This is a genomic window from Rhizobium sp. AAP43 (assembly GCF_001296045.1).
In the GTDB taxonomy this organism is placed as follows: Bacteria; Pseudomonadota; Alphaproteobacteria; order Rhizobiales; family Rhizobiaceae; genus Allorhizobium.
The window spans coordinates 41,753-57,782 of sequence record NZ_LJHS01000002.1 but is presented as its reverse complement, the minus strand read 5'-3'; the positions used below and the strand labels follow the sequence as shown (position 1 = coordinate 57,782).

At 60.5% G+C, this 16,030-nt stretch carries 14 protein-coding genes and 1 tRNA gene; 10 read left to right on the top strand and 5 right to left on the bottom strand.

Going from position 1 to position 16,030, the window contains the following annotated elements:
- Positions 1 to 175 precede the first annotated feature (175 nt).
- The 3 genes from IP76_RS00365 to IP76_RS00355 form a co-directional block, all read right to left on the bottom strand.
- Positions 176 to 251: transfer RNA gene (locus IP76_RS00365), tRNA-Thr, on the bottom strand.
- A gap of 137 nt (positions 252 to 388) precedes the next feature.
- Positions 389 to 1,450, bottom strand: a complete 1,062-nt coding sequence (locus IP76_RS00360; protein ID WP_054156191.1) for a DUF1176 domain-containing protein — start codon at positions 1,448 to 1,450, stop codon at positions 389 to 391.
- Positions 1,451 to 1,497: 47 nt separating this feature from the next.
- The gene (locus tag IP76_RS00355; RefSeq protein ID WP_054156190.1) at positions 1,498 to 2,457 is read right to left on the bottom strand and encodes a nitronate monooxygenase family protein; all 960 of its coding nucleotides are present in this window, start codon (positions 2,455 to 2,457) and stop codon (positions 1,498 to 1,500) included.
- A 240-nt stretch (positions 2,458 to 2,697) separates the two neighbouring features.
- Between IP76_RS00355 and IP76_RS00350 the strand changes: the two genes are divergently transcribed.
- The gene (locus IP76_RS00350) at positions 2,698 to 3,906 is read left to right on the top strand and encodes a hypothetical protein (RefSeq protein WP_054156189.1); all 1,209 of its coding nucleotides are present in this window, start codon (positions 2,698 to 2,700) and stop codon (positions 3,904 to 3,906) included.
- A 60-nt stretch (positions 3,907 to 3,966) separates the two neighbouring features.
- On the opposite strand, the gene ppk2 is transcribed toward IP76_RS00350, so the two are convergent.
- The gene (gene ppk2 / locus IP76_RS00345; RefSeq protein ID WP_054156188.1) at positions 3,967 to 4,848 is read right to left on the bottom strand and encodes a polyphosphate kinase 2; all 882 of its coding nucleotides are present in this window, start codon (positions 4,846 to 4,848) and stop codon (positions 3,967 to 3,969) included.
- Positions 4,849 to 5,064: 216 nt separating this feature from the next.
- On the opposite strand from ppk2, the gene phoR reads away from it, so the two are divergent.
- The 7 genes from phoR to phoB all read left to right on the top strand — a co-directional run bounded on the left by phoR (position 5,065) and on the right by phoB (position 12,706).
- Complete coding sequence (phoR, locus tag IP76_RS00340; RefSeq protein WP_054156187.1) at positions 5,065 to 6,306, top strand: phosphate regulon sensor histidine kinase PhoR; 1,242 nt, start codon at positions 5,065 to 5,067, stop codon at positions 6,304 to 6,306.
- Positions 6,307 to 6,492: 186 nt separating this feature from the next.
- Positions 6,493 to 7,533, top strand: a complete 1,041-nt coding sequence (locus IP76_RS00335; protein ID WP_054156419.1) for a substrate-binding domain-containing protein — start codon at positions 6,493 to 6,495, stop codon at positions 7,531 to 7,533.
- Positions 7,534 to 7,600: 67 nt separating this feature from the next.
- On the top strand, positions 7,601 to 9,061 hold the full coding sequence (pstC, locus tag IP76_RS00330) for a phosphate ABC transporter permease subunit PstC (RefSeq protein WP_054156418.1): 1,461 nt from the start codon (positions 7,601 to 7,603) through the stop codon (positions 9,059 to 9,061).
- Complete coding sequence (pstA, locus tag IP76_RS00325) at positions 9,058 to 10,413, top strand: phosphate ABC transporter permease PstA (RefSeq protein WP_054156186.1); 1,356 nt, start codon at positions 9,058 to 9,060, stop codon at positions 10,411 to 10,413. Before pstC ends, pstA begins: the two co-directional genes overlap by 4 nt.
- Before the next feature lie 59 nt (positions 10,414 to 10,472).
- A complete protein-coding gene (pstB, locus tag IP76_RS00320; RefSeq protein ID WP_245281348.1) occupies positions 10,473 to 11,234 on the top strand; it encodes a phosphate ABC transporter ATP-binding protein PstB in 762 nt (253 codons plus the stop codon).
- A gap of 46 nt (positions 11,235 to 11,280) precedes the next feature.
- Positions 11,281 to 11,994 carry a phosphate signaling complex protein PhoU gene (gene phoU, locus IP76_RS00315; RefSeq protein ID WP_054156185.1) on the top strand — a complete coding sequence of 238 codons (714 nt, stop codon included), beginning with the start codon at positions 11,281 to 11,283 and terminating at the stop codon, positions 11,992 to 11,994.
- A 28-nt stretch (positions 11,995 to 12,022) separates the two neighbouring features.
- A complete protein-coding gene (phoB, locus tag IP76_RS00310) occupies positions 12,023 to 12,706 on the top strand; it encodes a phosphate regulon transcriptional regulator PhoB (RefSeq protein WP_054156184.1) in 684 nt (227 codons plus the stop codon).
- 124 nt (positions 12,707 to 12,830) lie between these two features.
- Here the strand turns inward: phoB and IP76_RS00305 are convergent, their stop codons facing one another.
- Positions 12,831 to 13,379 (bottom strand): GcrA family cell cycle regulator, encoded by a 549-nt coding sequence (locus IP76_RS00305; RefSeq protein WP_054156183.1) that lies wholly within the window; start codon positions 13,377 to 13,379, stop codon positions 12,831 to 12,833.
- A 422-nt stretch (positions 13,380 to 13,801) separates the two neighbouring features.
- Here IP76_RS00305 and IP76_RS00300 point away from each other — a divergent pair, with 422 nt between their 5' ends.
- Positions 13,802 to 14,998 (top strand): aspartate aminotransferase family protein, encoded by a 1,197-nt coding sequence (locus IP76_RS00300; RefSeq protein ID WP_054156182.1) that lies wholly within the window; start codon positions 13,802 to 13,804, stop codon positions 14,996 to 14,998.
- Positions 14,999 to 15,044: 46 nt separating this feature from the next.
- Positions 15,045 to 15,962 (top strand): ornithine carbamoyltransferase, encoded by a 918-nt coding sequence (gene argF / locus IP76_RS00295; RefSeq protein WP_054156181.1) that lies wholly within the window; start codon positions 15,045 to 15,047, stop codon positions 15,960 to 15,962.
- The last annotated feature ends 68 nt before the right edge of the window (positions 15,963 to 16,030 follow it).

The window sequence follows — 16,030 nt, the reverse complement described above, 5'->3', positions numbered from 1 at the left end:
ATGCTGTTGTACGAGAAGGTAATAGCCGACTTGTTCCAAGTTTTCTAAATCACTCCGTTACCGATCGTTTCTACGTCGCGGTAGAAATAAGGTCGCACGCCGCGAAAAATGGTGCTCACTCACGTCTGAGAGAACTCGGCGCGCGATCTAAACAATTGGATTCTATAAGAAAAAATGGTGCCGCTTGCAGGACTCGAACCTGCGACCCCATCATTACGAATGATGTGCTCTACCACCTGAGCTAAAGCGGCATCGGCAATCGGGCGAATGGCCCGCTGCGATTGGTGAGGCGCTGATACAGGGATTGACGGGCGATTTCAAGCCGGTTTTCCATGGCCGGGGAAAATTTCCCCGGCATCAGGCATTCCGTTATGCAGCGCTTGGAGCGCTACTTCAGCGGCCAGGTCTTCGGCCAGCTGCCAGGATCGATCTCGTCGGTCTCGCTGAACTGTTCCGGGCAGTCGCGGAAGGTTTCCTCGACCAGAACAAGCTGCGGCCCCATGGAGCCTTCCGAAATGCGCCACTGGCTGTAGGTCCCGCAGTCGCCGACGCCGCGACCCTTGAAGAAGGATGAAAACTGCTTCTTTTCCCAGTCATAGGCAAGATTGAATGCCTGGAGGCTGGCGCTGGGTGCGCCGTCGACCATGCCGGGGAAGGGAAGGGGCGTGATCATGTCGAAGGAATCGACGAAGGCGACATAGGGCATGTTGTAGGCGCCGCTCATGCCGCAGGGCGTGACATAGATCGTCGTGTCTTCGTCGAGTGCGTGCGACAGCGCGTTGCCATCGAACATGCTGGGATCGGTATCCGCGCAGTCGGCGCCTTCAGCGAAATGGATGCGGATTGCCTCCGGCAGCTCGGCGATCGTCTTGAGATCGGTGACCGGAAGGGGCGGGTTGGGTGCCTTGTCCCCCTTGGCCGTCATGGCGTCCACATGTCCTATGCGGTCTTGATACTCGTCGATGAACAAGAGGCTCGCGGCCGCACCGGCCAGCGGAAGCTCACCCTTGGCACTCTTGTCGCCCCGCGTGAGGGTTATGGTGGCGATCGTGCCGTTCTTCAGGCTGTCGATGAGCCCGTTGCCGATGAAGTCACCGCTGAGTTTGAACGCATAGGCGCTCGCATCCGCCACGACCGAGGCGCCCTTCAGCACCAGCGGTTCTGCCCCGTCGACTGCAATCGTCGCCTGCGGTTCCCCGGCGGTTTCGGTCACGGCATTGTCGCCGGGTGAAATCACCAGCGTCACGGGTGATTCGGGCTTGCCGCTGCGCTGAAGTTCGAAGCCGGATATCGGGTTGTCGGAGAGGAATTGCCGCATCGTGCAGGAGCGGGTCTGGCTGCAGGAGACCTGCCAGGACTTGAAGTCCTTATAGGCTCCGTCGTCTGCTTGGCCGGAAAAAGCGCTCCCTAGGAGGGCGGCGAGCGTAAGGGATAGTTTCAGGTGGCGCATGGGGTCCCCGCAAATCGAATTCTGCGGGGACGCTAGCAGTGCGAGCCTCAGCCGCAAATGGCCTTTTTTGCGCTGATATATTCGCGTTCCAGCCGGTCGACGACAGCGGCAACCGGCTCAACCGCCTTCACGGCGCCGATGCCCTGGCCGCAGCCCCAGATATCCTTCCAGGCCTTGGCCCCGGTGCTTGCCTTGTCGAAGTCCATTTTCGATGGGTCGGCTTCCGGCAGATTGTCCGGATCCATTCCCGCAGCAACGATCGAGGGCTTCAGGTAATTGCCGTGAATGCCGGTAAAGTAGTTCGAATAGACAATGTCAGTGGCATGCGCATCGACGATTGCCTGCTTGTAAGCATCAGAGGCGCGAGCCTCGTTGGTGGCAATGAAGGGGGAACCGATATAGGCCATGTCGGCCCCCATTGCCTGGGCCGCGAGCACGGCACCGCCATTGGCGATGGCGCCCGCCAGCAGCAGCGGCCCATCGAACCATTCCCGGATCTCCTGAACAAGCGCGAAGGGTGAGAGCGTTCCGGCATGGCCGCCAGCCCCGGTCGCAACCGCAATCAGCCCGTCCGCGCCCTTGCGGATTGCCGAATTGGCATGCCGGTTGTTGATCACGTCATGCAACACGATCCCGCCATAGGAATGCACGGCGGCATTTACCTCCGGCACGGCGCCGAGCGAGGAAATGACGATGGGCACTTTGTACTTCACGCACATCGTCAGGTCGTGCTCGAGCCGCTTGTTCGACATGTGCACGATCTGATTGACCGCAAAGGGCGCGGCGGGGCGGTCGGGGTACTTCGCATTGTGGGATGCGAGTTCTTCGGTGATCTCGGCCAGCCATTCGTCGAGTTGTGCCTCTGGCCGGGCATTGAGGGCCGGGAAGGAGCCCACAATGCCCGCCTTGCACTGCGCGAGCGTCAGTTGCGGATGCGATATGATGAAGAGTGGCGAGGCGACGATAGGAAGCCTCAATGTGTCTTTCAGGATCGGCGGCAAGGCCATCACTTCACCTCCCAGGAAGTTTACGTTTACGCAAACGTCAAATAGCAGATCGTGGACACGGTGGAAAGTCATCTCGCCGGGCGTCTTTTGGCCCGGTTTCGGCCCCGCCGTGGGCGTATTCCCTGTGTTTATTCTGCGCCCCGGCAAGTTTCCGCACTTGCCCTGCAAATATCGAGGGTTTACCGAGTCATGTATGAGAGAGCCATGTCACGAGCGGTCCCCCAAGGAGAATGGCACCCAATGAGTGGATTGGAAACAGCCATCAGGAACGCTCTTGAGCGGTCGGATCGCGATAACGCTGAAACCCGCGCCCGTATCTATCAGTCTGCCCGCCAGGCGCTGGAGACCGGGCTGCGCAAGCAGAACATAGACGATCCCGAGGCGATCAATTTTCAGCGCCGCAGGCTGGAAGCCCTCATTCACGACATTGAGCGTGAAGAGCGCATGCGCCGGCTTGAGGCTGAAGCCGCGGCAGCACGTCTGCAGCAGGCGGCCCCCCCCACCCCATCTGCGCCGGAGCGACCCGAGCCTTCCCTCGATATCCAGCCGGCAGCGCGGCAGACCGCACCACGGCCTGCAGAGCAGGGCGGCGCGCGCCAGGAGCCGGGATTTGCAGCCTTCAATCCCGCGCCCGTGGCGGAAGATCGCACGGACCGCGATCCCGCCTTCGGCGATGATTTCTCCGCATCCCCTGTCGGATCAGGCCAGGATCGGCACCTGGAAGATGAGGGTCCTATACCGGACATGCGCTCCGAACGTGCCGTGGCTCCACGACGCCAACGCGGTGCCGTTGCCAGGTTGATGATCAGCGTGATCTTTCTTGCCGCCATCGCTCTGGGCGCATGGTGGGTCTATACGTCGGGGCTTCTGCTGACCGATGCGGAGCGTGACACCAGCGTGCCCAATCCGCCGCCGCGTGTCGAATCCGAAGATTTTACCGGAGATCCGGCTGGCCAGACCCCGCAGGGGCCGCAGGCAATTGACACGCGCGGTGGCTTTTCCGACGCTTGGATTGACGTCTTTTCGCCGGCGCAGATCTCAGCGCTGCGCCCTCGAGCCAATGCGCTCGTCGATGTGGTCACCGCGAGCGATGGCGAAGCGGTTCGCCTCGTATCGCGCAGCGGCGATGAGCAGGGTTCCGTTGAGGTTGCTGTTCCGACCGAAGTGCTGCGTGAACTGGCGGGACGCACATCCACCATCGCGCTCACCTTGCAGTCTGTCGATGACAATCCGGTCCAGATTGCCGTGGATTGTGAATTCCCGCGCATGGGCGATTGCTCCCGCCACCGCTTCACCGTCAATGCCCAGAAGATCGATGCGCTCTTCCGGGTTTCCTTTGAAAACGGCATGGCGCCGTCGACGCCGGGAAGCCTGGTAATCAACGGGGATATCGCTGGCACGGGTCGTGGAGTGAATATCTACGCGATCCGGGTCCTGCCGGGGCAGTGAGCCGGCGAACATGCCGTGGCGCCTGTCCTTGTGAGGCAAGGCGTCTCGCGCTGTTGTCTCTCACTTGAGGAAGCCCGGGCCGTTGCCGATGATTTTCTTGTCGAGCTTGCCGATCTTCTCTTCGTCTTTGCCTTCGTAGTCGAGCGACAAAAGGATATGGCGGATCATGTTGAGCCGCGCCCGCCGCTTGTCATTGGCATGCAGAACCGTCCAGGGCGCGCGGTCTGTATGGGTTTCCTTCAGCATCCGGTCGCGCTTCGCGGTGTAGTCGTCCCACTTGTTCAGCGCCGCGATATCCATCGGCGAGAGTTTCCAGCATTTCAGTGGATCATGTCGCCGGTCGTGAAAACGCTTCAGCTGCATTTCCTGGCCAATATCCAGCCAGAATTTGAAGAAGTGGATGCCCTCCTGCGCGATAAGCTTTTCAAAGCGCGGGGTCTGTTTGAGAAAGCTTTCATATTGATCCGGCGTACAGAAACCCATGACCGGCTCGACGCCGGCGCGGTTGTACCAGGAGCGGTCGAACAGCACGAATTCCCCGGCGGTCGGGAAATGCGAGACGTAGCGCTGGAAATACCACTGCCCCCTCTCGGTCTCGGTTGGTTTCGTCAGCGCCACGACCCGCGCTGAACGGGGGTTCATATAGGAGAGGGTCGCATGGATCGCGCCGCCCTTGCCGGCCGCGTCGCGGCCCTCAAGCAGCGCCATCACCCGCATGCCTGTCTTCTGCATCCAGAACTGAACCTTGACCAACTCGATCTGGAGCGCCGTCAGCTCCTTCACGTAGTCCTTCTCGGAGAGCTTCTTGTCGTAGGGAAAGTCACCGGATCGAAGCGCCCTGTCATCGATCGCCGCCGGCAGATCCGGAGCGTCGATATCGAAAAGCAGCTTCTCGCCCCGGATCGATACGGTCACAGCACGGCTCTCGCTCTTTGAATCCATGCATCTCTCCCATTCATGCACAATTATTCGACCGGCCTAAATGAGCCCAAGCGCCCTTTGCTTTCAAGCCTTCTGCGTTCGTTTGAGGTGAATTGCGTGCATCAACGGGGGTATCTCTTTCAGCGTCATGGCAGAGCCGGGATACATCTGTCATGAATCAGCGCTATCAGCAGTCTGTGTTGCAAGCATGAGGCCGGGCGCGTGACGAATGAAGACATGACAGGCGGCTGGCGCCGCGATCTGAGGCACTTGCTGGCGAGCTGGATTTACATCCTTGCCGCTGCTTTGCTCGCGCTGGCTTCCTATATGGCAGGTGCGGCGACAGGCTACGCGGTGGTGCTCTTCATGCTGCTTTTTGGCCTGGTCCTTGTTCGCAACTTCCCATCGGATGACGATACGGCATTGACCGTACCGGTCGTGCCGCAAAACGCCGCACTGCCTGATCCCATGCCGATGATCCGGGCGACGATCGATGCGCTCGATATACCGGTGTTCGTGCTCGGGCGAGGGGCCGACCTGATGGCGCAAAACAGTGCCGCCCAAAGGACATTCGGCGACCTTGCTGCGGGACAGCATGTCTCTGCGCGCTGGCGCTCGCCGGGCATTCTCGACATGATCAGCGAAACGATCGAAACGGGTGCACCGAACCAGCTCGAGCATTCTGAGCGTCTGCCGTCCGAGCGCGCCTACATTGTGCGCGTCGCACCGCTTGAGCCGCGCGATGCCGCCGAGCAGCTATTTCTCTTGTCCTTCAGCGATATCTCGGAACTCCGCCGCCTTGACCGTATGCGCAGTGACTTTGTCGCCAATGCCAGCCATGAATTGCGCACGCCGCTGGCCTCCTTGCGCGGTTTCATCGAAACCATGCAGGGCCCCGCACGCGAAGATCCCAAGGCACGTGAGCGTTTCCTCGCAATCATGCTGGATCAGGCCAATCGCATGAGCCGACTGGTGGACGACCTCCTGTCCCTGTCGCGGCTGGAGCTGAAGGCACATGTTCCGCCGGCCGAGAAGATCGATCTCGGCCCGGTGCTTGGCCATGTTCGAGACAGTCTTGCACCTCTTGCCGGGGATCTCGGAGTCGATATCCGACTGCACCTGCCGGAAGGGCGACTTGAAGTCAGCGGAGATCGAGACGAGCTGGTTCAGGTCTTCGAGAACCTGATCGAGAATGCCTGCAAGTATGGACAGGAAGGCAAGGTGGTCGATGTGACAGTCCGCCGCGAGCCGGGCGGCGCGACGGAAGTGAGTGTCCGTGACAGTGGGCCGGGTATTCCGGCCGAACATGTGCCGCGACTGACGGAGCGCTTCTACCGCGTGAATGTCGAGGACAGCCGGTCGAAAAAGGGTACGGGTCTTGGACTTGCCATCGTCAAGCATATCCTCACCCGCCATCGGGCCCGGCTGATTGTGAAGTCCGAAATTGGCAAGGGCAGCGACTTCACCGTCAGATTTTGACATAAAACTCTCGATCTGAAAAAGGCGATTGAAATTTTGCCATTTAATTCAATCGCTTGGGCTGTCACAAATGTTTCATCGAACTGACATAAAAGCGTGAGCCAAGAGCCGCTAGAACGCAGCTGCCGAAGCTTGGCAGACGCCGCAACGGCCGCAAAGACACACAAGCCCTTCTGGGAGAAGATCATGAACGCTCTGAAACTTTCCGTCGCTGCATTGGCGGCCACCGTGGCTTTCGCCGGCGCTGCCATTGCCCGCGACCAGATCCAGATTGCTGGTTCCTCCACCGTTCTGCCATACGCTTCCATCGTTGCTGAAGCTTTCGGTGAAAACACCGATTTCGCGACCCCGGTCGTTGAAGGCGGCGGTTCTGGCGCTGGCCGTAAGAAGATGTGCGAAGGCGTGGGTGAAAACACCATCGACATCGCCAACTCTTCGTCGCGCATCAGCAAGTCGGACATCGAGCTCTGCAAGACCAACGGCGTGACCGACATCCAGGAAGTCCGCATCGGTTACGACGGCATCGTCTTCGCTTCGGAAATCGCAGGTCCGGAATATGCATTCACGGCTGCCGACTGGCACAGCGCGCTTGCAGCTAAGGTCGTCAAGGACGGCAAGCTGGTCGACAACCCCTACAAGAACTGGAACGAGATCCGCGCCGACCTGCCGGCTCAGCCGATCCTCGCTTTCATCCCGGGCACCAAACACGGCACCCGCGAAGTCTTTGACGTAAAGGTCATCGAAGCTGGCTGCGAAAAGGACGGCACGCTGGAAGCCATCCTCGCTTCCAACGGCGGCGACAAGGACGCTGCCAAGAAGGCCTGCAACGCCCTGCGTACCGATGGCGTCTCGGTCGACATCGACGGCGACTATCCGGAAACGCTGGCTCGCATCGCAGCCAACAAGAACGCCATCGGCGTCTTCGGCCTGTCCTTCTACCAGAACAACACCGACAAGCTGCGCGTCGCCACCATGGAAGGCGTCGTTCCGTCGGTTGAGACGATCGCTGGTGGTGAATATCCGGTTTCGCGTCCGCTCTACTTCTACGTCAAGAACGCACACCTCGACGTAATCCCGGGTCTCCAGGAATATGTAGAGTTCTTCGTTTCCGACGAAATCGCTGGCCCGAACGGCCCGCTCGCCGCTTACGGCCTCGTATCGGATCCGGAACTGGCCAAGACGCAGGCAGCCGTCAAGGCTCGCACGCCGATGGCGCCGCTGAACTAAGTCTGACGAATGACCGGCGGCACAATCGTGCCGCCGGTTTCCGTTTCCAGGAGACATGGCGGGCAAGATGGACGTGAGCATTATCATCCTGGGCGTATTGGCCCTTGCGGCAATCGGCTACGGACTTGGACGACGGAGGGCGATAGCCCTGTCGGCCGAGCGTGGCATGAAGCTGCATTCTCTTCCCGGATTCTACGGTCAGACCGTCGCGCTGGTTACAGCTGTTCCGGCCCTGATCCTGCTGATGATCTGGCTCACCCTGCAGCACCCTGTCATCGACAGCCGTATCAGCGGTATGATCACAGACGCTTCGGTTCCCGAAGGTGGCGCTCATAGCCTCGTTATGGCGGATGTCCGTCGCATTGGTGATGGTCTGGCTGTCCTGCAGGACGCCGACGCAAAAACTGGTGCCGATGTCGACATCAAGGCGCTCGACGCCGACAACATTCGCGCCCGCCTCGCCGAAGCCGGTATTGCGCTCGGCGCCGATGTTCCGGCAGAAGTTTTTGAAGCTGCAAAGGCCTATCGGCAGGACATCGATTTCAGCCAGATGCTGATGTCCATCGCGGTTCTTGCGCTTGCCATTGGCGCGCTGCCGCTTGCTTACATCCGCATCGATCCCGAGCTTCGCGCTCGCAACATCAGCGAGAGCTTCGTCAAGGCTGTCCTGATGATCTCCTCGCTCGTCGCGATCCTGACGACCGTCGGCATCGTTGGATCTCTGGTTGTGGAGACCTATGTCTTCTTCACGATCTACCCAGCCCAGGATTTCTTCTTCTCAACCGTCTGGAACCCGCAGTTCCGTGGCGGCTCTGACCTCGGCATCCTGCCGCTGCTCTGGGGCACCTTCTATGTGTCGCTGATCTCTCTAGTGATCGCCGTTCCGATCGGCCTGATGATCGCCGTCTTCCTGTCGGAATATGCAGGCCCGAAGACGCGCAGCATCGTCAAGCCAGCGATTGAAATGCTCGCAGGCATTCCGACCATCGTGTATGGCCTCTTTGCCCTCATAACCGTTGGCCCTTTCCTGCGCGACTGGCTGGCTCAGCCGATGGGTCTCGGAAATTCGTCCTCGTCGGTCCTCACAGCCGGCCTCGTCATGGGTGTGATGATCATACCCTTCGTGTCGTCGCTCTCGGACGACATCATCAATGCCGTTCCTCAGGCCCTGCGTGACGGTTCTTATGCACTGGGCTCCACCCAGTCCGAGACGATCAAGCAGGTCGTCCTGCCGGCCGCCCTTCCGGGCATCGTCGGTGCGGTCCTGCTGGCCGCCAGCCGCGCGATCGGTGAAACCATGATCGTCGTGCTCGGGGCAGGCGCATCCGCCAAGCTCGATCTCAATCCCTTCGAAGCCATGACAACGGTGACCGTGAAAATCGTCAGCCAGCTGACGGGCGACACCGAATTTGCAAGTCCTGAGACGCTTGTCGCCTTTGCGCTTGGCCTCACCCTGTTTGTCATCACCCTGCTTTTAAACGTGATGGCGCTTTACATTGTCCGTAAGTACCGGGAGCAGTACGAATGACCGACCTCACCGCATTCGGAGCCCCCGTCGCAAAGGGGCAGACCAAGTCTCTTTTGAACCTGGACGAACGGACACGCCGGCGCAACAGGGCCGAAGCCCGGTTCCGCCTTCTCGGCAAGGCCGCCGTTGCATTCGGCATCATCGCGTTGGTCGGACTTCTGACCTCGATCCTGTCGAACGGCCTGTCGTCCTTCCAGCAGACCTACATCACGATTGACGTCTTTCTCGACCCGGCCAAGCTCGACCCTGCCGGCACCCGCGATCGGGCCGCCGTGGCCAAGGTTTCCACCTTTGGTTACGCCCCGCTGATCGAAAAGGCGCTCGGTGATGCAATTGCCGAAAAGGGTCTCGCGGCCGGAGGGTTGACGCCGAAAGCTGTTGCCGAACTCATCTCCAAGGAGGGCCCGGCCAACCTGCGCGGCTATGTGCTCGCTGACCCCTCGGTCATCGGCCAGACGATCTCCTTTGACTTGCTCGCTGCCGGACGCATCGACGGCTACTACAAGGGCCGTGTGACCATGGACAGCGCGAAGCTGGACAGGAATGTCTCGCCAGAGCAGCTGGCGCTTGCCGACACGTTGAAGCAGGCCGGTATCCTGGTGACCAAGTTCAACTGGTCCTTCTTCACCTCGCCGGATGCTTCGGACACGCGTCCGGAAGCCGCAGGCCTCGGCATCGCGATCATCGGATCGGCCTATATGATGCTGATCGTCCTGGTTCTGTCGCTGCCAATCGGCGTCGCCACCTCGATCTATCTTGAGGAGTTTGCGCCGCAGAACTGGTTTACCGATCTGATCGAGGTGAACATCGCCAATCTGGCGGCCGTGCCCTCCATCGTCTTCGGGATCCTGGGCCTTGCCGTGCTGATAAACTTCGTCGGCCTGCCGCAGTCCGCGCCCGTCGTCGGTGGTCTCGTTCTGACCCTGATGACGCTCCCGACCATCATCATTGCCACACGTTCGGCGCTGAAGGCAGTGCCGCCGTCGATCCGGGATGCAGCACTCGGCGTGGGTGCCTCGAAGATGCAGTCGATCTTCCACCACGTCCTGCCGCTCGCCATGCCGGGCATCCTGACCGGTGCGATCATTGGTCTTGCTCGCGCCCTCGGCGAAACGGCGCCGCTCCTGCTCATTGGCATGGTGGCTTTCGTCAAGGAATTCCCAGCCGGTCCGCCGGATGGTTTCTTCCAGCCCGCCTCGGCGCTGCCGGTCCAGGTCTACAACTGGACGCAGCGCGGCGACCCGGCCTTTGTTGAGCGTGCCTCTGGCGCCATCATCGTCCTGCTGGTCTTCCTGATCCTGATGAACTTGGTAGCAATCATTCTGCGTCGCCGGTTTGAGCGTCGTTGGTAAGGGGGTGTATGATGATGAACAATCTCTCGACTAAGATGACCACGACGAAAGCGCCAATCATGACTGAATCCAAGATCACCGCACGCGATGTGCAGGTTTACTACGGCGAGAAGCAGGCCCTGCGCGATGTGAACATCGAGATCCGTCCGCGCTCTGTCACCGCCTTCATCGGCCCGTCGGGCTGCGGTAAGTCGACCTTCCTGCGTTGCATCAACCGGATGAACGACACGATCGCCAGCTGCCGCGTCGAGGGCAATATCCTGATCGACGCCGAGAATATCTACGACGCGAAGGTTGACCCCGTACAGCTGCGCGCCAAGGTCGGCATGGTCTTCCAGAAGCCGAACCCGTTCCCGAAGTCGATCTACGAGAACGTCGCCTACGGCCCGCGCATCCACGGTCTGGCCAAGAACAAGGCGGACCTTGATGAGATCGTGTCCGTTGCCCTGCAAAAGGCAGGCCTGTGGAACGAGGTGAAGGATCGTCTGGATGCCGCTGGCACCGGCCTTTCCGGTGGTCAGCAGCAGCGTCTGTGCATCGCGCGCGCCGTGGCCGTCAGCCCGGAAGTGATCCTCATGGACGAACCCTGCTCGGCACTGGACCCGATCGCGACCGCCAAGGTCGAGGAGCTGATCCACGAATTGCGCGAGAACTTCACCATCGTGATCGTCACCCATTCCATGCAGCAGGCGGCCCGCGTGTCGCAGCGGACGGCGATGTTCCATCTCGGCGAACTCGTCGAAGAAAACGACACCGACAAAATGTTCACCAACCCGGATGACCAGCGCACCCAGGATTACATCATGGGCCGCTTCGGCTGAGCCGAAAACAGACCCACGGCCCAACCCAATTCAAGGAATATCCGCGATGGCTTCGACCCATATCTATTCGGCTTTCGATGAAGAACTGAAATTCCTGATGCGCCGCATCTCCGAAATGGGAGGTCTCGCGGAGCAGATGGTCGCCGAAAGCGTACGCGCCCTGGTGAATTCCGATGCGGCTCTCGCTCAGAAGATCATTTCCGACGACGTCCTGATGGACGCGATGGAAAAGGAAATCGGCGAGAAGGCCGTGATCACCATTGCCAAGCGCCAGCCGGTTGCCGCCGACCTGCGCGAAATCATCGGCGCCCTGCGCATCGCGGCGGATTTGGAACGCGTCGGCGACCTCGGCAAGAGCAACTCCAAGCGCGTGGTTGCCATCCAGGCGACGGGCGTTCCGCGCAAGCTCGCCCGCGGCCTTGAGCATCTATCGGATCTGGCGCTCGCTCAGCTCAAGGAAGTGCTCGACGTCTACACGACCCGTTCCGCAGAAAAGGCGAAGTCGATCCGGGACCGCGACGAAGAGATCGACTCGATCTATACTTCGCTGTTCCGCGAGCTGCTGACCTACATGATGGAAGATCCGCGCAACATCACCAGCTGCACGCATCTCCTGTTCTGCGCCAAGAACATCGAGCGTATCGGCGACCACGCCACGAACATCGCCGAGACCATCTACTACATGACCACCGGGGCAGCACCCGAGGGCGAGCGTCCGAAGGAAGACCTCACCTCATCAGTCGGTGCGATAACCGAGTAACCGGGTCCCGAGACGAGGTGACGTTCTGATGCAGCCGAAGATTGCTGTCGTGGAAGACGAGGAGGCGCTGAGCGTTCTCCTGCGCTACAATCTCGAAGCCGAAGGCTATGAGGTCGAGACCATCATGCGGGGCGACGAAGCCGAAATTCGGCTTCAGGAGCGGGTTCCCGATCTGCTTCTGCTCGATTGGATGCTCCCCGGTGTGTCGGGAATCGAGCTCTGCCGTCGCCTGCGCATGCGGCCGGAAACCGAACGGCTTCCGATCATCATGCTCACGGCACGGGGTGAGGAGAGCGAGCGTGTGCGCGGTCTGGCCACGGGTGCTGACGACTATGTCGTCAAGCCCTTCTCCACGCCGGAACTTATGGCGCGGGTCAAGGCCATGCTGCGCCGCGCCAAGCCTGAGGTCCTGTCCAGCGTTCTGCGCTGCGGCGATATCGAGCTGGACCGCGAAACCCATCGCGTTCACCGCAAGAGCCGCGAAGTGCGGCTTGGGCCAACCGAGTTCCGCTTGCTGGAATTCCTGATGGTTTCCCCGGGTCGCGTCTTTTCACGCTCCCAGCTGCTCGACGGCGTCTGGGGTCATGATATCTATGTTGACGAACGCACGGTTGATGTGCATGTGGGACGCCTGCGCAAGGCGTTGAACTTCTCCAACATGCAGGATGTGATCCGCACAGTACGCGGCGCGGGCTATTCCATGGAAGCCTGATCCGAACGCCATGTATTCCAGCAAAAGGTCGCCCCGGGAACCCGCGGGCGGCCTTTTGATGCATGCGGTATGCACAAACGAAAACAGGCCCCGAAGGGCCTGTCTGATGATCACTGAACTCGTTTTAACGAGCGGCCCGGCGACGATCGCTGACCGGCTGGTAGGCGAGCTTCGCATGATACGTGCAATAGGGCGACGCGTCGTTGATCTCGCAGCCGCAAAAGTGGAAATCGTCCTTCATCGGATCGCCGATCGGCCATTTGCAGGTCCGCTCGGTCAGTTCCGTCAGGGCGAGGCGGCGCGAAATCGGCACTACCACGTTGAGCGCCTGACGCGGAGCAGCCTGCTCGAAAATCTCGATCGCCGCATCTTCCTTCAGCGCGACCGAACCGGATGCCCGTGCTGCGGGGCGTGCCGTTGCAGCCTGCGGGCGTGCCGGAAAACCGGCGGGACGCGGCGCCGGCGCCGGGCGCTTTGCCGGACGCGGCGTGCTTGTGCTGCCGCCGGCCTTGGCGCGTCCGGGCAGGTTCAGGCGATGGACCTTGCCAATGACGGCGTTGCGGCTGACGCCGCCACCCAATTGTGCTGCGATCTGACTGGCGCTGAGGCCATCGGCCCACAGACGCTTCAGTTTTTCAACTCTGTCATCTGACCATTGCGCGTTTGCGTTCATGCCATATCTCTCCGCCGCTAGCGTGTTCATGGCAGAATCCGTCACCGTCGCCGCGGATGAATCCGCGGCAGCCCGCCTCGTAACTTTTGGTGATCAATTCCGCCGCATCAACTCGATTTATTGAAAGTTAACCTAGTGTCCGGGTGACTCCGTGACAAGAGTCGGGAGAATCATCTGGAATCGATTTCGCGGTTTTCCCCAACTTGCTGGACGAGTGAGTCAAGTATGCAACAGGTCGAAATATTCGAATGGTTTGCTGTCGCGGCGCCCGTGTATGTGCCCCGCAAGCCCTTGTAGCAGTGACTTTCGTTGACATTGCAATGCGAAGTGCGGATAGTGCCGGCGCCGCCGTAAGGCGGCATTTTCAATTTGTCCCTTCTGCTTTGCGAGTGGATGGGCCGTTCCAGGAAGGATCTCCGCTGATGGCTGATGCGACGCCGCTCTACCAGACCTACAATCGGGCGCCGATGCGCTTCGAGCGAGGTGAGGGCGTCTGGCTGATCACGGAAAAGGGCGAGCGCTATCTGGATTTTGCCGCTGGCGTCGCGGTGAACTCATTGGGCCACGCCCATCCGCATCTGGTGGACGCGCTGAAGGCGCAGGCCGACAAGGTCTGGCATGTGTCCAACCTCTATGAAGTGCCGGGCCAGGAAGAACTCGGTCGGCGGCTGACTGAGGCCACATTTGCCGACCGTGTCTTTTTCACCAATTCCGGTGCCGAAGCGCTGGAATGCGCCATCAAGACGGCGCGCCGCTACCATTTCGCCAAAGGCCATCCGGAGAAGTTCCACATCATCACGATGGAAGGCGCATTCCACGGACGCACCATCGCCACCATCGCGGCCGGCGGCCAGGAAAAGTACCTGGAAGGCTTCGGTCCAAAGGCGCCAGGATTTGATCAGGTCCCCTTCGGCGACCTTGATGCGGTCAAGGCTGCAATCACGGATGCGACGGCTGCTGTTCTCGTCGAGCCCGTTCAGGGTGAGGGCGGTATTCGTCCGATCCCGGTCGAGATGCTGCGAGCCTTGCGTGACATCTGCGATGAACACGGACTGCTCCTGATCCTTGATGAAGTTCAGTGCGGCGTCGGCCGGACCGGCAAGCTCTTCGCCTATGAATGGGCCGGCATCACGCCCGATATCATGGCGGTCGCCAAGGGTATCGGTGGCGGCTTTCCGCTCGGTGCTTGCCTTGCAACAGATGAAGCAGCTGAAGGCATGAAGGCTGGAACCCATGGCTCCACCTATGGCGGCAACCCGCTGGCCATGGCGGTCGGCAATGCCGTTCTCGACGTCGTTCTTGCGGACGGCTTCCTGGAGCATGTTCGCGACACGGCGCTGGTGTTCCGCCAGGGCCTGGCATCGCTGAAGGATCGCTTCCCGGATGTTATCGAGGATATCAGGGGCGAAGGCCTGATGCTCGGCATCAAGGCGAAGATTCCGAATGTCGAGCTGCTCATGGCGATGCGCGCCGAGCACTTGCTCGGCGTTCCGGCCGGCGACAACGTCATCCGCCTGTTGCCGCCGCTGACGGTGACGGCCGAAGAAGCGCGCGATGGTCTCGCCCGCATCGAGCGCGCTGCAGAGCGCGTGCGTGAAACCCTCGCCAAGTCTGCGTGATACGACCGGACCACAATACCGAGAAAGCCGAGAACAGGTAGTTTAGATGGCATCCCCGAAGCATTTCCTCGATCTTTCCGCAGTCTCCGCAGCAGACCTCCGCACCATGCTGGACGATGCGTTGACCCGGAAGCAGGCAACCAAGGCTGGAACCGCAGGCAAGCCGCTGGCTGGCAAGATGCTGGCGATGATCTTCGAAAAGCCCTCCACGCGCACCCGCGTCTCCTTCGATGTCGGCATGCGCCAGCTCGGTGGTGAAACACTTTTCCTGTCCGGCACCGAAATGCAGCTCGGTCGCGCCGAAACCATTGGCGATACGGCCAAGGTCCTGTCGCGCTACGTCGATGCCATCATGATCCGTACCACCGATCACGCCCGTCTTCTGGAGATGGCCGAGCATGCGACTGTGCCGGTGATCAACGCCCTGACAGACCTCACGCATCCCTGCCAGATCATGGCTGACATCATGACCATCGAAGAGCATCGCGGTCCGATTGCCGGCAAGACGCTCGCCTGGACGGGTGACGGCAACAACGTGTTGCACTCCCTGGTCGAGGGCTCTGCCCGCTTTGGTTACCGGATGAACATGGCCGTTCCGCTTGGCTCGGAACCCGATGACAAGATCCTGAACTGGGCCCGCAACAATGGCGGAGAGATCCTGCTTTGCCATGATGCCGATCGTGCAGTCGACGGTGCGGATGCCGTCATCACCGATACCTGGGTGTCGATGAACCAGGAGCACAAGGCGCGTGGCCACAACGTCTTCCAGCCCTTCCAGGTCAATGCTGACCTGATGAAGAAGGCAAAGGATGAGGCGCTGTTCCTGCATTGCCTGCCAGCCCATCGCGGCGAGGAAGTCACCGATGAGGTGATCGATGGTCCGCAGTCCGTGGTATTCGACGAGGCGGAAAATCGTCTCCACGCCCAAAAGTCCATTCTGGCCTGGTGCCTCGGCGCAATCTGACACCGAGTGCTACCGCAGAACCACCGCAGAGGTGGATCCCTTGACCTTCTGCATGGGTGACACCACTT

Coding starts and splice junctions, on each gene's coding strand:
- ppk2 (WP_054156188.1), bottom strand. CDS start 4,848: ATGGATTCAAAGAGCGAGAGCCGTGCTGTGACCGTATCGATCCGGGGC.
- argF (WP_054156181.1), top strand. CDS start 15,045: ATGGCATCCCCGAAGCATTTCCTCGATCTTTCCGCAGTCTCCGCAGCA.
- IP76_RS00300 (WP_054156182.1), top strand. CDS start 13,802: ATGGCTGATGCGACGCCGCTCTACCAGACCTACAATCGGGCGCCGATG.
- phoR (WP_054156187.1), top strand. CDS start 5,065: ATGACAGGCGGCTGGCGCCGCGATCTGAGGCACTTGCTGGCGAGCTGG.
- IP76_RS00355 (WP_054156190.1), bottom strand. CDS start 2,457: ATGGCCTTGCCGCCGATCCTGAAAGACACATTGAGGCTTCCTATCGTC.
- IP76_RS00335 (WP_054156419.1), top strand. CDS start 6,493: ATGAACGCTCTGAAACTTTCCGTCGCTGCATTGGCGGCCACCGTGGCT.
- pstC (WP_054156418.1), top strand. CDS start 7,601: ATGGACGTGAGCATTATCATCCTGGGCGTATTGGCCCTTGCGGCAATC.
- phoB (WP_054156184.1), top strand. CDS start 12,023: ATGCAGCCGAAGATTGCTGTCGTGGAAGACGAGGAGGCGCTGAGCGTT.
- IP76_RS00350 (WP_054156189.1), top strand. CDS start 2,698: ATGAGTGGATTGGAAACAGCCATCAGGAACGCTCTTGAGCGGTCGGAT.
- IP76_RS00305 (WP_054156183.1), bottom strand. CDS start 13,379: ATGAACGCAAACGCGCAATGGTCAGATGACAGAGTTGAAAAACTGAAG.
- pstA (WP_054156186.1), top strand. CDS start 9,058: ATGACCGACCTCACCGCATTCGGAGCCCCCGTCGCAAAGGGGCAGACC.
- phoU (WP_054156185.1), top strand. CDS start 11,281: ATGGCTTCGACCCATATCTATTCGGCTTTCGATGAAGAACTGAAATTC.
- IP76_RS00360 (WP_054156191.1), bottom strand. CDS start 1,450: ATGCGCCACCTGAAACTATCCCTTACGCTCGCCGCCCTCCTAGGGAGC.
- pstB (WP_245281348.1), top strand. CDS start 10,473: ATGACTGAATCCAAGATCACCGCACGCGATGTGCAGGTTTACTACGGC.